Source organism: Lysobacter arenosi (genome assembly GCF_016613475.2).
Taxonomy (GTDB): domain Bacteria; phylum Pseudomonadota; class Gammaproteobacteria; order Xanthomonadales; family Xanthomonadaceae; genus Lysobacter_J; species Lysobacter_J arenosi.
This window is the reverse complement of record NZ_CP071517.1, coordinates 1204455-1221105: the sequence shown is the minus strand read 5'-3', so window position 1 is coordinate 1221105 and position 16651 is coordinate 1204455. Positions and strand designations below refer to the sequence as shown.

Sequence of the window (16651 nt, the reverse complement as noted above, 5' to 3'; positions counted from 1 at the left end):
TCTGTTTACAGTTCAGGGCGTACGACGCGTACGCCACGAAGTCCGGTCAGGACCACGGCATCGCCGGATACGGCAAGGCCGGTACAGGGCATGGCGGCCTTCAGGTCGAGGCGACGGAAAGACGCTGCGTCATCTCCGCTGACCAGTACGTCACCCGCCATCGAGCACAGCAGCAGGCGTCCGTCGGGCATGACCTGGCCGGCGGTGATCGACGCCGTTGTGCCCGTGTCCACCGGCATCCAGTTCTGACCGCCATCGCTCGAGCGATAGGCTGTGCCCCGCAATCCGTAGGCGAGTACCAGCCCGGGCTTGGTGAGCAGGCCGAAGTAGCTGCCTTCGTACGGGGTTTGCAGTGCGTTGAACCGCGACGTCGCCGGATCGAAGCGCAGCGCCAGTCCCAGTTCGCCGACGATGTACAGCCCGTCGCCGCTGCCGCGGATGCCATACAGGTGATAGAAGCGATCGTTCTGGGTGTGGTCGATCCACGGTTCCCAGGTCTTGCCGCCGTCAGTCGTGTGGAAGATCAGGTTGTAGGCGCCAACCACGAAGCCTTCGTTCGCGCTGGTGAACCAGACATCGAGGAACGGCCGGCTCGGGCCTTCCGTCGCCGCGCGCTCGCTCTCGGCCTTCAGCGCTTCGAGCAGGGATGCATCCGCTGTCGCCGGCAGTTGCTGCACGTAGGCGAGCATCAGTGCATTGGCGCGACGGCCATCGAGCTGGACGGTCCAGGGACGCGCCGCCGTCCGCGGTGTGCAGTACCACGCCTTCGTGGCCGACCGCCCAGCCCTGGGTGGCGTCGACGAAGTGCAGCGCGGTCAGGTCGGCGCTGACGGGCACCTTGGCCTGGCGCCAGGTCGACCCGAGGTTGTCGGAGTAGACGATGTGGCCGCGTGCACCGGCGACGACCAGTCGCCTGCCAGCCACGGCGCTGGCTTGCAGCGCGCGTTGCGTGACCAGTGCGCTGGAGCTGGCGGGCTGGTCGAGCACGTCCGTGAACGTGGTGGGGCCGGTGGCCGACGAGGCGACGGACGTGGCCAGCAGCGTGGCCAGTGCGGCCGCGGCGGCGTGTCTAAAGCGAAGAGGGTTCATGACTTGATTTCGTTCAGCGACAGGACTTGGTAACGCAGACCTCCGACGGCGGAAGGCCGCCGCCGGAGATCGTGTCCCTCAGGACTCAGCGCACCCCGGCACCGGCCAGTGCGTCGGGCGACCACTGGTTGACCGGCAGCGGGTTGGTGTAGCGGATGCCGTCGTACGGACCCATCAGGAAGCTGATGTTGTAGACGCCCGAGGTCAGGTCGTAGAACACCTGGGTCTCGGCGTTGGGCGTGCGCGTGTCGTAGCTGGGCGACATGTGCGCGAACGATGCGCGGTACAGGCGGCCATTGGCGTCGTACTGGTCGGCGGCCAGTGCGGTCCAGCTGTCCTCATCGAGGTAGAAGGTGCGCTTGGCGTAGATGTGGCGCTTGCCCGGCTTGAGCGTGGCTTCCACGACCCAGACGCGGTGCAGTTCCCAGCGCACCAGGTCGGGATTGACGAACTGCGGCGTGGTCACTTCCGCGGCCTTCTTGGCGTAGGTCAGCCGGTAGGTGTTGTACGGGACCAGCATCTCCTTCTTGCCCACGAGCTTGAAGTCGTAACGGTCCATCGAACCGTTGAAGAGCCAGGCATCGTCGTACGTGGCCGAACCGGCGGTGCCGGGGTTGGGCGTGTCATAGGAGATGTCAGGCGCGAGCTTCACGCGGCGCTGGCCGGGCAGGTACAGCCAGGCGCGTCGCGGACGCTTGAACGGGTTGACCACGTCAACCGCCATCAGCGCTTCGCCTGCGCGACGTGCCGGTGCGTTGTAGAAGATCTTGGTGCGGAAGTAGACGTCGGTTTCTTCCGCCGGCTTGGCTGCCGCCGGGTCGTAGTAGGGGTATTCGACGAACAGCTTGCCGCTGGTGGCCAGCGCCGGCGTGCCGGACGAATCGACGTTCCAGTTGTCGTACTTGAAGTTGCTGGCGACGCCGACATAGCGCAGCAGGTGGTTCCACATCGCCTCGTAGCCGCTCTTCGGGATCGGGAACGGATAGCCACCGATGGCGCCGGAGATGCCCAGGCCGCCGTCCTTGGTGCTGGCGCGGGTGGCGTTTGCGGCGGTGTTGTCGAGCACGCGATCGGGCAGGGCCACGGTGCGGTGGGTCGGGTACACGTCGATGCGGTAGTTCGGGTACTTCTTCAGCAGCGCACGCGCGCCGACGGTCAGCTGGCCTTCGTACTGGGCCATGTTCTTGGCGGTGATCGTGAGCCGCGGCTTCTCGCTGGCGAACGGATCGGGACGGATCGAGGTGCCGGGCTTGAAGCTGGCCGGTGCCGTGGTCAGTCCGCCGGTGTAGGCGGGAATGGTGCCGTCGGCGTTGGCGCCGGTCTCGGCACCGACGCGCGTCAGGCGCGAGCCGAGCTGCTTGGCCTCGTCGGCGGTCACCGCCGCCTGGGCGTTGCCGAGTACGGCCAGCAGTGCACCGGCGAGGAGGGTCTTGGCGAATGTCATGGTGTGTTCCTCTGCAAAAGTCTGGAGTGCTTCAGAGCGTGGTCTTGAAAGTGAAGACCACGAAGCCGCGATCCGTCAGCAGCGAGTTGGCGCCACCGTACGAGGTGATGGCGTTGGCGGGGTTGGTGGTGGCGTTGCCGAGGAAGTCGACGTACTTCAGGTCGAAGCGGTACTTCGAATGAAGATCGACGGCCACGCCGACGGAGTAGCTGCCGGCGCCTTCGTTGCCACCCAGCAGCACCGCGGAATTGCCGCTGATGCCCTGCGAGTAGCTGATCGGCAGCGACAGGTCGGCGCCCGGGAACATCTGGTACTTGGTCGGCGTGAAATTGACCGCCAGGCCGTAGAAGTCCTTGGTCACCTTGTCTTCCGGCGTGACCGGCGTGCCGCCGGGACCGATGACGGTGTAGTTGCTGCGGCCCTTGAAGACGGCAGCGCCTTCCTTGACGTCGCTCCAGTGGTTCCAGGTCAGTTCGACGATCAGGTTTGCCGCATCCCAGATCGGGGTGTCGGCGAAGCTGGCGAAGCCGTTGAGCACGCCGTGCCAGGTCGAGCCGCGCGCGCCACCGGTCTCGCCCTCGGTGGGGGGCGCGAACAGGCTGCCAGCCGGCAGCGAGGCGGCCAGCGGAGCCAGCGATGCCGGCAGCACGCTGACGGTATCGCTGAGCAGCGGCATGTTCTCGCGGTAGTTCAGGTCGGCACCGACGCTGACGCCCCACAGGTTCTTCGACAGGCTCAGGCCGTAGATCTTGATGTCGTCGGCGTAGGCGGCGGCATAACGGCCGATGGTGCCGCCGAGCACTTCCGGCACGGTCGCGGCCGACGGATTGATGTAGCAGGTGGTCGCGTTCAACGGCACCAGGCCGAGTGCGCGGCACAGCGTCGCCGGCGTGCCCGGGCGCACCGCCGGAGTGGCATTGCCCTGCGGCAGCACATCTGCAGTCTCGCGGTAGTAGGCGCCCAGCGTGCCGTCGAGCCACTGCGGACTCCAGCGCGAGGACAGGCCGAAGTCGCCATGCTTGTTGGGCTCGCTGTCTTCACCGCGCACCAGGCGGTTCACGCCCAGCGGATTGGCGGCGGTCACCGCCGCGGCACTGAAGATGAAGGATTCGCCGCCGCGCAGCAGGTGGTCGTTGAAGCCGAGGAACGAACCCGCTTCGGGAATGCGCGCCTGTTCCCAGTCGAAGAAGTACTGGCCGGCAAAGGACAGCTCCGGCGTGACCTGCATCTGTGCGGAGAAGGCTTCGCGCGGCAGGAACAGTTCCTTGGCTTCGGTGCCCGGGACCGAGAACAGCTTGCCCAGGTCCAGTGCCGACTGGCCGTAGCTGAGGCTGTGCACCGGGCTGAGCATCGCCTCGCCCCAGAACACGGTGTGGCGGCCGAGCTTGACGTTGAGCGGCATCGAGCCGACATCGAACTTGCCGAACACGAACGCGTCGAGCACTTCGCCCGACGGACCGTGGAAGTAGCGGTCGGTTTCATCGCTCAGGCCGATCGCAGCGCGGCCATCGCGCATGTGGTTGGACGAGACGAGGTGGGTGTTGTCGATGTTCTCGTAGGCCAGGTCGTACCAGCCGGCGGCGCTGACGCGGAAGCCGAGTCGGTCCTGGTAGACGAAGTCCAGCTCGCTCAGCAGGTCGAAGCGCTCCGACACCATGCCGGTGTCGAAATTGCGGTCGCCGTCGTCGTAGTTCGGGCTGTTGAGGATCTTGGCGTCCTGGCTCTCGACGCGATTGGCCAGGTTGACGCGGATGGTGTTGTCCCAGCGCAGGACGATGTCCGGATTGCCGGTGTTGATCTCCACTGCGCCGGCGCTGCCGGCAGCGGCCAGCGTGGCCGTGATGATGGCGCTGAGCAGACGCCTGGGCGCCTTCGATACTGCCTTCGTTGCATTCATTGACTTCACTGCACCCCGCCCCCGTGGTTGTGTTCGAAAATCCATCGGGCCGACCGTTCTTTCGCGGTGGCAACCGAATGGAGCGATCGACTATAGGGAGGCAGCGGGCTGCAAAATTTGACGAACGGCGTCACCGACTTGTCATTTCATGACAAGGCGTCCGGAGCGTTTTCATGAATAGCGACGGCATGCGGCCGTGCCGGACTACACATGCGTCATGTGCGAATCCGGCTTGAATTCAAGGGTCTTCCGGGCCGTTGGCGACCCGGGAAATGGCCCCTGGAAACATGTGTCCAGGGAGCCAGAATGAGTCCGCGCCTGACTTTGCGTCGGCGGGCGGCTTGACACGCGCGATCAGCGATCGGCGAACAGCCCGTTGATCGCCCCGTAGCCGATCGCGTCTGCCGACGCCGGGCTGCGACCGCTGCGCAGGAACTCCTGCGCGCCCGCCCGCGTGTGCGCGTACGCCTCTTCGGCGAGGTTGGAACCGGCGCTGAGCCGGCGCACGCCCAATGCCTCCAGCGCAGCCGTGTCGGGCAGGTTGGGGCGCAGCATCACGTTGAGCGGCACGCCGGCGCGGGACGCGACCGCACCGATCTCGTCCGCATCCGTCAGGCCCGGCACGAACAGCCCATCGGCGCCGGCTTGCCGATACAGCGCAGCGCGGGCGAGGGTGGACTCGACGCGCTGGCCGGCCGGCGCCAACCCGCGCAGGTACACGTCGGTCCGCGCGTTGACGTAGACGTCCAGCCCGCGCTGTGCGCATTCGCTCTTGATCCGCTCGATCTTGGCGCAGAGCAGCTCCGGAGCGCCGGCGCCGTCCTCGAGGTTGATGCCGACCACGCCGATGTCCGCCAGGCGCACGACATTGTCGGCCACCGTCGCCGGGTCATCGGAGTAACCACCCTCGACGTCGACGCTGAGCGGAATCGCGATCACGCGCGCGATCGACTCCGCCGTTGCGACCAGTTGCGCGATCGGCAACTGGTCGCCGTCGGCGTAGCCATTCGCCCAGGCGACGCCGGCACTGGTGGTGGCGATCGCCTTGGCCCCCAGGCTCTCGATCAGGCGTGCACTGCCGGCATCCCAGGCATTGGGCAGCAACAGCAGCCCACCTGCATGGAGTTGACGGAATTGCGCTGCGTACTGGGCGTTGCTCGACATGGAGACCTCACGAACTGATGGGGGAGAAAGCGTTGAACCAGCCTGGCAGGAACGGTTGGCGATTACTGGCCGTTTGCGGACATTCCGGTCGCTGCTGCCGATGCCGCGGCATCCCAGCCGCGCAACGCCTTTTCGACTGCATCCACGCCGCGCACGGCAGCGGTCGCATCGACCTGCTCGATCGTGTCCTTGTCGCTGTGGATGACCGCCATGACTTTCGCCGGCGCGGCGGGCTTCTTGCCGGCATAGGCTTCAAGTACCAGCTTGATTTCGTCTGCGCCCACCAGCGAGTACGACACGGCCGGCCAGCCGGCACGAATGAAGGGCAGGTGGTCGGTGGGCGGGTACTGCTCGCCCGGAGAGAAGCCGATGCCGACCGACTGCGTTGCGGTCCTGCTGTTGTCGACCAGTGCCTGCTGGCCCTTTGCCGGCGCCATCATCCACAGCGTGTCACCCCAGCCGAACACGTCGAAGTTCACGTACAGCGCGGGCTTGGTCTTGCCCGCCGCGACGTATGCCTTGGAGCCGAGCAGTCCGGCTTCTTCCAGGTCCCAGAACGCGATCGCGACGCGGTGATGCTGCAACGGCTGCGCGCGCAGCCGCTGCGCGAGCGCGAGCACGGTCGCGCTGCCGGAGGCGTTGTCGGTGGCGCCCTTGCCGTGTTCGACGCGGTCGGAATGGGCGCCGATCAGCAGCAGAGGTGCGCCGTCCGGACCACCGAGGTCGGCGATCAGGTTCTCGCCTTCGCGCTTGCCGTCGACGAACGCTTCCTTGCGCCAGGTGATGCCCATCGCATCCATCCGCTGCGTGATCGCGGCGCGACGCTGTGCATTCTCGCCGGCGTCGGAAATCGCGCGTACGTCGCCAAGCCATTGCGTTGCCGGCGTATCGGCGGCCGGCGCAACCACTGCGGCGGCGGGGCGCGTGGCCTGTGTTGTCGGAGCACACGCCGCAACCAGGAGCACGGCAAGAACGGGGGCAAGCTGACGCATCTGATCGAATCCTTGTCGGGAAAGTCCGCAGTGTGCCCAAGCTTGCGCCCAGTGCAATGGGCCATTGGGCCTGGCGGGTTGCGCCCCCCGGAAGTGGCGCGTAGCCTCGGGACCCGGCGAGAAACTGCCCGGGGAAAAGGATGAGCATCCGAGTTTTCATCGTAGACGACCATGCGCTGGTCAGGACGGGCATGCGCATGATCCTGTCGGCCGAGACCGACATCGAAGTAGTGGGCGACGTGGAGAGCGGCGAGCTCGCGTTGCCGATGATCCGCAAGCTGCACCCCGACGTCGTGCTGTGCGACCTGCACCTGCCCGGACTGAGCGGGTTGGAGGTCACCGAACGCGTGGTGCGTGGCGATCACGGCACGCGCGTGATCATCGTGTCCGTGCTCGAGGACGGTCCTATGCCCAAGCGCCTGCTCGAGGCAGGAGCTTCGGGGTATGTGGGCAAGGGCGGCGATGCCAGCGAGCTGGTGCGGGCCGTGCGCGATGTCTCGCGTGGCAAGCGTTACCTGGCCAGCAGCATTGCCCAGAACCTGGCGCTGTCAGGAATCGCGGGCGATTCGTCGCCGTTCGACGAACTGTCGCCGCGCGAGCTGGAAGTGGCGCTGCTGCTGGTGCAGGGCTTGCGCCAGGACGATATCGCCAAGCGCCTGAGCCTCAGCGCCAAGACCGTCAACACGCACAAAGCGCGGTTGTTCGAGAAGCTCGACATCCACGACAACATCGCGTTGGCGCGCATGGCCAGTCGTTACGGACTGGTGGATCCGGTCAACGCGCTCTGACGTGTCGCGCCTGCGAGCCAGGCGCTGATTCACAACCCCAAAACAAAACTGGCCGCCAAGGGCGGCCAGTTCTGCTGGATCGGAACCAGGGAAGCTACGCCGATCAGGCGTGGCCTTCCTCGTGCTTCGGCTCGCTGCCGCGCTTGTCGATCTCGTGCGCGGCCACGTCTGCCGGCACTTCAACAGACGTCTCGTCAGCAGCCGGCTCGACTGCTGCCGATTCCGCAGCGGCATCGGCGCCGGCGACGGCGGCATCGGCCGCAGCGGCGACCGGCTCCACTTCGACCGGAGCAATGCCTTCCTGCGGCAGGGCGTCGAACAGGCCTGCCGTGCGCGGAATGTCGGCCACCGGCGCAACCGGTGCGACCGGACGCGAGTCGGTGATCTGCACTTCGTCGATGCGCGCCGACTTCAGCGGCTCGTCCTGCACGTCATCCTGCACGGACGGCGCTTCCGGCGTGGTCTGGGCGACCGGCGCTTCCACCACCGCCGGTGCTTCGACAACGACCGGCTCCGGCACGGTTTCGATTACCGGTTCGGCGACCGTGTCATTGACGACATCAGCCACGACCACGGGTGCTTCGACGACCGCAACCGGCGTGACCGGGGCAACGACAACGTCGTCGTGCTGCGGTGCAGCCGTTTCGATCGTCGCAACCGGTGCTTCGGGCTCGACGGCCGGGGCGAGGGTGGCGACAGGTTCGGCCTTGACCGCCTCGACCACCACCGGTGCAACCGCTGCCACGGCAGCCACTGCGACCGCCGCCGGAGCGACGGCAGCAGGCTTGGCCGCCTGCGTGCCCACATCGGCCTCGTCATCGAAGTCGAACTCGGGCTGCGAACGGTTTGCCGCGACGGCCGGCGCAGGAGCGTGCTCGCTGCCGGTGTCGTCTTCGTCGTCGAGCAGATGGTCATCCTGCATGCCGGCTTCTTCGCCACCGGCCGTGCCTTCACCACCACCGCCACGACGACGACGGCGACCACCACGACGACCGCGACGACGACGACCGCTGCCTTCGCCGGCGGCTTCGCCAGCGGCGGCTGCGTTCTCGCCCGGGTTGGTCGCGGCGACAACGCCCTCGACCTTGGCGGCTTCGACGGCTTCACCGGCCACTGCGGCGGCGGCCTCACCAGCCACTGCTGCGGTTGCGATGATCGCGGCGTCCGTCACCGGTGCTGCTTCCGGCTTGGCTGCGGCAGGCCTGGGCTCGCGCGGCGGACGCGGGGCGGCTTCGCCCTGCGCCTGCTGCTGGGCCTGCGCCTGCTGGCGCTCGTCGGACTGCGGCTTGGGCGGCCGGGGCTGCTGCTGTTGCTTGGGCTGCTGCTGTTGCTGCTGCTTGGCCTGCTGCGGCTGCTGCGGCTGCTTGGGCTGGTTGCCCTGGGCCTGCTGCTTGTCGCGGCGCTGCTCGTCACGACGCGGCTCGTCACGGCGTGCCTCGTCGCGACGCGGCTGCTCGTCACGGCGGCCGTCGCGGCCACCCTGCTTGCCACCGCGGCCGTCGCGGCGCTGTGCGTTGCGGTCATTGCGCTCGTTGCGACCGCGGCCGTCCTGCGGACGCGCGGCCGGGGCGGTGTGCGCCGCAGCCGGCTGGCTGCCGCGGAAGAAACGCAGGATGCGCTCGACCACGCCGATCGAATGGGTCGGCGTCGCAACCACGGGTGCCGGTGCCGGCATCTGGTCGACCGGCTGCTCACGCGGCTCGCGCAGCGGGGCAGGCTGGGCCGGCTTGACGTTGGTCACCGCCGGGGTCGGCGGGATGTTGAGGTGGGCCTTGGTCAGTGCATGCGTCGGCAGCTTGCGCGGGGTGCCACGCTGGTAGCTCGGCTTGCTCGACTCTTCGCCCAGCTCGTTCTCGCGGATGCGCGTGACTTCGTAGTGCGGGGTGTGCAGCTGCTCGTCGGCGACGATCAGGATCGGCGCGTCGTGGCGCTTCTCGATCTCGCTCAGGGCGCGGCGCTTTTCATTGAGCAGGTAGTTGGCGATCTCGGTCGGAGCCTGCACCAGCACTTGGCCGGTGTTCTCCTTCATCGCGTGCTCTTCAGCCAGGCGCAGGATCGACAGCGACAGCGACTCGACGCTGCGCATGCGGCCGTGGCCTTCGCAACGCGGGCAAACGATCTGGCTCGACTCGCCCAGCGACGGACGCAGGCGCTGGCGGCTCAGTTCGAGCAGGCCGAAGCGCGAGATGCGGCCGATCTGCACGCGCGCACGGTCCTGCTTGAGGGCGTGGGCGAGGCGGTTCTCGACTTCGCGCTGGTGCTTGTTCGACGCCATGTCGATGAAATCGATCACCACCAGGCCGCCGAGGTCGCGCAGGCGCATCTGGCGGGCGACTTCCTCAGCCGCTTCCAGGTTGGTGTTGAACGCGGTTTCCTCGATGTCGCCGCCCTTGGTGGCGCGCGCCGAGTTGACGTCGACCGCGGTCAGCGCTTCGGTCTGGTCGATCACCAGCGCGCCGCCCGACGGCAGGCGCACTTCGCGCTCGTAGGCGTTCTCGATCTGCGATTCGATCTGGAAGCGGTTGAACAGCGGGGTATCGTCGGTGTAGTGCTTGAGCTTGCGCAGGTTGTGCGGCATCACCTGCTCGACGAAGTCGCGCGCCTCGGCGTACATCTCCGGCGTATCGACCAGGATCTCGCCGATGTCCGGGCGCATGTAGTCGCGCAGGGCGCGGATGATCAGGCGCGATTCCTGGTACAGCAGGAACGGGGCCGGCTTGGTCAGCGCGGCCTCGGCAATGGCCTTCCACACCTGCAACAGGTAGTCGAGGTCCCACTGCAGCTCTTCGGCATCGCGGCCGACGCCGGCGGTGCGGATGATGACGCCCATGTCGTCGGGGATGTCGAGGCTGTCCATCGCCTGCTTGAGCGCGGCGCGGTCGTCACCCTCGATCCGGCGCGAGACGCCGCCGGCGGTGGGCGAGTTGGGCATCAGCACCATGTAGCGGCCGGCCAGCGAGATGAACGTGGTCAGGGCAGCGCCCTTGTTGCCACGCTCTTCCTTGTCGACCTGGACTACGACTTCCTGGCCTTCGCGCAACAGTTCACGCAGGCCGGCCTTGTTGTGGTCGACGCCAGCCTGGAAGTAATCGCGGGAAATCTCCTTCAGCGGCAGGAAGCCGTGACGCTCGCCGCCGTATTCGACGAAGGCTGCCTCGAGGGAGGGTTCGAGCCGGGTGATGCGGCCCTTGTAGATGTTGGACTTCTTCTGCTCTTTCGCCGGTTGCTCGATGTCGATGTCGTACAGGGTCTGGCCATCGACGGTGGCGACGCGCAGTTCTTCTGCCTGCGTCGCATTGATCAGCATTCGCTTCATTGTTGCGTTCCTCGCGCGCTCCTGCGCGTGGTCGGCGCAGGACGCATGCGTCCTGCAGCCGCGGAACGCCGTGGGCGTTTCGCCTCTGGATACCGCAAGCCTGCCTCTGCCAGGGAATGATCCGGGCGCGGCGGCTTCAAGTTTTCCAGCGCTACGACACCACGGCACGCCGCGGGAGCGCTTATCTCTTTTTTCCTGGTACTAGGGCCGGCGGCGCGAACGCCGCACGGGACGTGTTCATCACAGGTGGTTTGACCCACCGGGCGGGAACCGGTTCCGCCGGACCATCGCTGCTAACATGGCTACCCCGGGGGCAGTGGTTAGACGCGGACCGGAATCGCAGGACAGGGGCTTTCGGCCTTTGAGTGCAAGTTCCTGCGAAATCAAAACCTTATCTCGCGTCGCGAGTGTATCAGATAACCTCCCCCGGATGACCCATTCAGCTCCCCCCAACCCCGGCCCGGCGCCTCGCCAGGACGCCAGCCAGGTCCGCACCGTCCGTGTCCCCGAGGATCGGGACGGGCAGCGCCTGGACAATTTCCTCCTCGGCCAGCTCAAGGGCGCGCCCAGGTCCCTGGTCTACAAGCTGGTCCGCTCGGGCCAGGTCCGGGTCAACGGCGGCCGCGCCAAGGCCGAGCGCAAGCTCGAGGCCGGCGACGAGGTGCGGATTCCGCCCGTTCGTCTCAGCGAGGTAGGCGACAAGCCGACGCCGCCGAAGGGCCTGCTCGATGCCCTCGAGGCGGCGATCGTGTTCGAGGACCCGCGCCTGCTGGCCCTGAACAAGCCGGCTGGCCTGGCCAGTCACGGCGGCAGCGGCATCAGCCACGGCGCGATCGAATCGCTGCGGGCGCTGCGTCCGAACATGAGCCTGGAGCTGGTCCATCGCCTGGACCGGGACACCTCGGGGCTGCTGGTCGTGGCCAAGAAGCGCTCGGCCCTGACCGAGTTGCAGGCGCTGATGCGCGAGGACCGCGACTACGACGGCATCGGCATCCGCAAGCGTTACCTGGCGCTGCTGACAGGTCGCATGCCCGATGGCGTGATGACCGTCGATGCACCGCTGCACGTCGGCCTGCGCCAGGGTGGCGAGCGCCATGTCCAAGTCAATCCGGCAGGCAAGGCTTCGCTGAGCCACTTCAAGGTGCTCGAGCGCCGCGGCGGGCAGTCCTATTGCGAGGTTCGCATCGAGACCGGCCGCACCCACCAGATCCGCGTCCACGCCCAGCACATCGGCCACGCGATCGCGGGCGACGACAAGTACGGCGATGCCGAGGTCAACAAGCGCCTGCGCGATCAGGTCGGCCTGAAGCGGATGTTCCTGCACGCCTCGACGCTGGAGTTCTCGCTCGACAACGGCAAGACGCCGTACCTGCTCAACGCGCCGCTGGCGCCGGAGCTGATCGACGTGCTGGACCGGCTGGCATAGCCGTCAACGTGATCCCGGCGAACGCCGGGATCCATCCGCTCTTACTTCCCGCCAGCGCGACGTCGCTGCTCGTCCAGCGCGAAGCACGACTGCGGCCGCACCGCCGGCGGCCGGAAGTTCACCGGCACCTGCAGCTTGCTCGACTGCGCCACGCCGCCACGGGTCGCCGGCTTGAAGGTCCAGTTGCGCACGCCTTCCAGCGCGGCCTTGTCCAGCGGAGCGATGCCGCTGCTGCGCAATACATTGGCCGAAGCGACCTTGCCGTCCGCGCCGACCGACAGCGCCAGCAGCACCTGGCCGCCGATGTTGTCGCAGGCCAGTTCCTCGGGATAGCCGGGTGGAGGGGTATCGACCGCCATCAGCTCGGTCAGTGCGACCGCCGCCGGTGCCGGCTGTTCCGACCCTTTGTGGCAGGCACCCAGCAGCAGGGGCAGGGCGACCGAGGCCAGCGCGGTGAAACGGTGGCGGCGAAGCGTGCTCTTCATATCCGTGCCCATCATGTCCATGCTGACTGCCTCGGGGAATGTGGAATGGGCGGGGCGATCAACCCGCCAGGGCGTCGGCCTTGGCCGCGCAGATGAAGTCGTTCTCGCTCAGGCCGCCGACGTCGTGGGTCGAATAGCGCACCACGCAGCGGTTGTAGTGCACGCCGAGGTCGGGATGGTGGTCCTCGCGGTGGGCCATGAATGCCAGCGCGTTCACGAACGCCATGGTTTCGTAGTAGTTGCCGAACGAGTACGTCCTGGAGAGGGCGTGCCCGTCCTCGACCAGTTCCCAGCCCTGGACCTGCGGCAGCAGTTCGCGGATGCGAGCTTCGCTGAGCCGGTGTTCGCTGCCGCGACGGGCGAGGCAATGGGCCTGGGCGAGGGGGACGAGGTCGTTCATCGGCAATGATTCCTTTACGCGGCCCGCCGACTGAACAGATGCCATCGTCGGCGGTCATTCCAAGGGGGCGCACCATCGTGCTGCGCGGACCCCGGTAGAATAGCCCCCATGATCAACATTTCCGAATCCGCCCAGCGCCACTTCCTCAAGCTGATCGAACGCGAGGCCCTGCCAGGCCTGGGCGTGCGACTGGCTGCGGTCCACGCCGGCACGCCGCGTGCGGACGTGCGCCTGGAGTTCGCCGAGCCCGGTGACCTCCAGGGTGACGAGTGGGCCGTGGACTGCGAAGGCTTCACGGTGTGGCTCGACGCCGCCAGCGTGAAGTACCTCGACGGCGCCCAGATCGACTACGAGACCCAGGCCACCGGTGGCCAGCTGCAGATCCGCGCGCCGAAGATCAAGGGCGAGGAGCCTGCCGAGTCGGCCTCGCTGGTCGAGCGCGTGCACTGGATCGTCGAGCACGAGATCAACCCGCAGCTGGCATCCCATCGCGGTAGCGTTGCCGTGCAGGAAGTCACCGCCGATGGCGTGGTCGTTCTGCGGTTCGGTGGTGGCTGCCACGGCTGCGGCATGGCCGACGTGACCCTCAAGCAGGGCATCGAGAAGACACTGATGACCAAGGTGCCCGGAGTGACGGCAGTGCGTGATGCCACCGATCACGAGACCGGCGACGCACCCTACATCCGCCGCGATTCGGCGGCCTGAGCAGGGCGCGGCGACGTAGATGTTCTCCGCCGCCGAACTGATCCACGCCCTGCAGCGACGGCTGCAGCTGGTTTCGCCGCATCTGCGACGCCAACCCGGTGAGTTTCCGCCGGGCTGGCAGACGTGGTTCGCGAGCCTGCACGAGCGCATCGGTGCGGTCCGTGGCGCGACCGCGGAAGCGTTCATCGAGGTGTTCCTTGCGCGGCCGCTGGCCGTGCCGCCGCCAAAGCGCATTGGCGATCTGACCCGCTGGCAGTCTTTCGCCACGCTGTGGCGACAGGACTGGCACGGCGATGTGAAGCAGGACCGCATCGACCGCCGCGTGCACTGGTTCGCCACCGCATTCACGGTGCTCTGGCACGTGTTCTTCGTGGCGATGCTGCTGTATCTGATGTACCTGCGCTTCATGGCCGCCAGCGCACTGCAGCCGCAGGGCGAAGAAGTGGTCATGGTCGAATACGTCGGCAAGGGCACGCCCAAGGAACCGGGCGGCGGCCCTGGCGAGCCGGGCCAACAGCAACAGCAGCAGGCCCAGCCGCAACCGCAGCAAGCCGCTGCCGCGCCAGCCCAGGAGAGCGCGGCGAGCACGCCGAGCGCACAGCTAAGCCCGCCCGAGGTCGCGCCGCCGGCACCGACCGTCGATGCCCCCATCCCCGAGGTCGCCCAGCGCGACGTTCCAGAACCGCAGCTGCCACCTCCGGCTCCGACGGTCGAACAGCCGGTGGTCGTCAGCGAGCCGGCACCTAGCGAACCGACCGTGTTCGTGTTGCCACCGACGCGGCGCCGCCCGCCGGAAGCAGTCGTGGCGGCTCCGGAGCTGAGCACGGCGGCGCCAACCGTGCGCACGGCGGAAGTGGCCGAACCGGTGCAGCCGATCCGCCCGAACATCACCCCGCGCGAAGTCGCCACGCCATCCATCGAGCAACGCCAGCGCGAAGTCGCCGTGCGCGAAGTGCCGGTGCCCGTGCAACTTCCGCCGGCACCCGTGCGCACGTTGCCGACCCCGGCGGTGCCGGTGCCGGAAGTGCGATCGACCACCCCCACCATCCGTACGGCCGAGATTCCGACTCCGCCGACGCCAGCGCCTCCGTCACCGGCTGCGGCTACACCGACGCAAGCGCCGGCAGCCGCGGCGAGTGCGCCTGCTGCCAGCACCGCGGCGGCAGCGCCGGCCGCAAGTCCGGCGACGTCGACTGCCGCCGCAAGCACTTCGCCTGCCCCTGCCGCCGGCACACCCGGTTCCACTCAGCAGCGTCCGGCCGCTCCGGCCGGCAGCGGCACCCAGCCAGTGGCCGGCGCCGGTGCCGGACCCAAGCCGGCGCCCGCACCGGGAACCTGGTCGACGCCGACACGCGGTGACGATTGGGGCGAGTCGACCCGCAATCGTCCGGGTGGCCAGCGTGGCGAGCAGCCCGGTCTCTACAACAGCGACGGCAGCGTGCGGATTGCCGATGCGCCCGGTTCGGCTTCGCCGGGACAACCGCCGGGGACGATCACCGAGGAGATCAAGGACCTCGACCGCGCCGGCACGTGGTTGCGTCGCAAGCCCAACGATTTCGAGCCGACCAGCTTCGAGAAGTACTGGGTTCCCAACGAGTCGCTGCTCGCCGAGTGGGTGCGCAGGGGCGTGAGGAAGGTGGCGATTCCGATCCCGGGTACCGGCAAGAGCATCGAGTGCGTGATCTCGATGCTGAGCTTGGGCGGCGGCTGCGGCATCAGCGATCCCAACCTCAACGACCAGCCTGCCGGCGCGCGACCGCCGCCGGCGATACCGTTCAAGCCGGCGTTGCAGGAAGACAACGGGTCAGTGAAGCCGGCCGGCGGCTGACGCCGGAGCCAGCAACCCGAATGGTGGCGGAGGTTGTCCATCGCCAAGCGGGTTTCGCGCCCACAAAAAAGCCCGCCGAAGCGGGCTTTTTCGCTGTGTCGCCAGGAGGCGATCAGTGTGCGTTGTGCAGGTCGCGCAGGTTGCTCTGGCGCGAACCGAAGTAGGCGGCCAGGTCGGCGATCTGCTGGTCGGTCAGGTCCTTGGCCTGGCTCGACATCAGCGCGTGCTCGCGGTCGCCATCGCGGTAAGCCTGCAGGGCGTGGGCGATGTAGTCGTAATACTGGCCGGCGAGCTTCGGGTAGGTCCCGTCGATCGGGGCATTGCCTTCGGCACCGTGGCAGTCCACGCAGGACTGGCCGGTGGCCTTGCCCTTGGTGCTGGCGAGCTGTTCGCCGGCAGCGATGTGACCGGCCGGCAGGCCGGCGGACGAAGAGGTGTGGCCTTCGGCGCGGTCGGCGGCCGAATGCTCGGCCGGGGTGTCGGAGCTGGAGCAGCCGACCACCGCGAGCGAGGCGAGCAGGGCGATGGCGAGGATCTTGTTCGTCATGGTCTGCTCACTCACTTCAGGGACGAAAGGAAGGCGGCGATGTCGGCGATGTCCTGGTCGGAGAAGCTCTGCGACTGGGCCTGCATCGTCGGGTGCTTGCGCGCGCCCTTCTTGTATTCGTTCAACGCGTTGACCAGGTATTCCGCCGACTGCCCGCCGATCTTGGGCACGTGGAAGTTCGGGTAGGCGTTCTTGTAGCCGGTGATGCCGTGGCAACCCTGGCAGGTGTAGGTCAGCTGGTGTCCCTTGGCGGCATCACCCTTAACAGCGGCAGGTGCCGTGGTTGCGGTGGCAGCGGCCGGGGCAGCGGCGGGGGCCTGGGTTTCCTGGGCCGATGCGACGGACGCAGCGGTGGTCAGCAGGAAGCAGGCGGCGATCATCAGCGGTCGCATCATGTCGTAGTCCGCAATCTCGAATGGCTAGCGAAAGGTTTCTGAAGCTGGCTGCGCGTGGCCGTCCCTCTTCAGGAGGGCCGCGCATAAGTGCGCAAGTATAGCCTGCGATATCGATGCAACGAAGCGGTGCCATTTTGCATCGATGGTTGTTGCGGCTGACGAGAACTCTCCCTAG

The 16651-nt window shown here is 67.5% G+C and carries 14 protein-coding genes; 4 read left to right on the top strand and 10 right to left on the bottom strand.

All coding sequences use genetic code 11. The features are described 5' to 3' along the window. Positions 1-5: 5 nt before the first annotated feature. From HIV01_RS05760 to HIV01_RS05740, 5 genes are all read right to left on the bottom strand, one after another. The gene (locus tag HIV01_RS05760) at positions 6-689 is read right to left on the bottom strand and encodes a YCF48-related protein (protein WP_207527104.1); all 684 of its coding nucleotides are present in this window, start codon (positions 687-689) and stop codon (positions 6-8) included. Positions 690-1174: 485 nt separating this feature from the next. Further along, positions 1175-2533 carry a DUF1329 domain-containing protein gene (locus tag HIV01_RS05755; protein WP_200605368.1) on the bottom strand — a complete coding sequence of 453 codons (1359 nt, stop codon included), beginning with the start codon at positions 2531-2533 and terminating at the stop codon, positions 1175-1177. A 31-nt stretch (positions 2534-2564) separates the two neighbouring features. Beyond that, on the bottom strand, positions 2565-4430 hold the full coding sequence (locus tag HIV01_RS05750) for a DUF1302 domain-containing protein (protein ID WP_200605367.1): 1866 nt from the start codon (positions 4428-4430) through the stop codon (positions 2565-2567). A 354-nt stretch (positions 4431-4784) separates the two neighbouring features. Beyond that, positions 4785-5594: an isocitrate lyase/PEP mutase family protein gene (locus HIV01_RS05745; protein ID WP_200605366.1), complete on the bottom strand. Its 810-nt coding sequence runs from the start codon at positions 5592-5594 to the stop codon at positions 4785-4787. Positions 5595-5656: 62 nt separating this feature from the next. Then, a complete protein-coding gene (locus HIV01_RS05740) occupies positions 5657-6586 on the bottom strand; it encodes a M28 family metallopeptidase (protein WP_200605365.1) in 930 nt (309 codons plus the stop codon). A 140-nt stretch (positions 6587-6726) separates the two neighbouring features. Between HIV01_RS05740 and HIV01_RS05735 the strand changes: the two genes are divergently transcribed. Continuing rightward, positions 6727-7374, top strand: coding sequence for a response regulator (locus HIV01_RS05735; RefSeq protein ID WP_200605364.1), 648 nt, complete (start codon positions 6727-6729; stop codon positions 7372-7374). A 103-nt stretch (positions 7375-7477) separates the two neighbouring features. Here HIV01_RS05735 and rne read toward each other — a convergent pair whose 3' ends face one another. Further along, complete coding sequence (gene rne, locus HIV01_RS05730; protein WP_200605363.1) at positions 7478-10690, bottom strand: ribonuclease E; 3213 nt, start codon at positions 10688-10690, stop codon at positions 7478-7480. A 430-nt stretch (positions 10691-11120) separates the two neighbouring features. On the opposite strand from rne, the gene HIV01_RS05725 reads away from it, so the two are divergent. Further along, complete coding sequence (locus HIV01_RS05725; RefSeq protein WP_200605362.1) at positions 11121-12116, top strand: RluA family pseudouridine synthase; 996 nt, start codon at positions 11121-11123, stop codon at positions 12114-12116. Between the two features lie 41 nt (positions 12117-12157). Here HIV01_RS05725 and HIV01_RS05720 read toward each other — a convergent pair whose 3' ends face one another. Beyond that, the gene (locus HIV01_RS05720) at positions 12158-12601 is read right to left on the bottom strand and encodes an energy transducer TonB (protein WP_200605361.1); all 444 of its coding nucleotides are present in this window, start codon (positions 12599-12601) and stop codon (positions 12158-12160) included. Between the two features lie 58 nt (positions 12602-12659). Beyond that, positions 12660-13001 carry a 4a-hydroxytetrahydrobiopterin dehydratase gene (locus HIV01_RS05715; protein WP_200605360.1) on the bottom strand — a complete coding sequence of 114 codons (342 nt, stop codon included), beginning with the start codon at positions 12999-13001 and terminating at the stop codon, positions 12660-12662. A gap of 108 nt (positions 13002-13109) precedes the next feature. Between HIV01_RS05715 and HIV01_RS05710 the strand changes: the two genes are divergently transcribed. Together HIV01_RS05710 and HIV01_RS05705 are read left to right on the top strand one after the other, a co-directional pair. Further along, positions 13110-13706, top strand: a complete 597-nt coding sequence (locus HIV01_RS05710) for an NfuA family Fe-S biogenesis protein (protein ID WP_200605359.1) — start codon at positions 13110-13112, stop codon at positions 13704-13706. A 19-nt stretch (positions 13707-13725) separates the two neighbouring features. Then, positions 13726-15534, top strand: a complete 1809-nt coding sequence (locus tag HIV01_RS05705) for a hypothetical protein (protein WP_200605358.1) — start codon at positions 13726-13728, stop codon at positions 15532-15534. A 112-nt stretch (positions 15535-15646) separates the two neighbouring features. Here the strand turns inward: HIV01_RS05705 and HIV01_RS05700 are convergent, their stop codons facing one another. Both HIV01_RS05700 and HIV01_RS05695 read right to left on the bottom strand, forming a co-directional pair. Then, a complete protein-coding gene (locus HIV01_RS05700) occupies positions 15647-16081 on the bottom strand; it encodes a c-type cytochrome (protein ID WP_200605357.1) in 435 nt (144 codons plus the stop codon). An 11-nt stretch (positions 16082-16092) separates the two neighbouring features. Beyond that, entirely contained in the window at positions 16093-16473 is a 381-nt protein-coding gene (locus HIV01_RS05695) for a c-type cytochrome (protein WP_200606378.1), read from the bottom strand. Between the last annotated feature and the right edge of the window lie 178 nt (positions 16474-16651).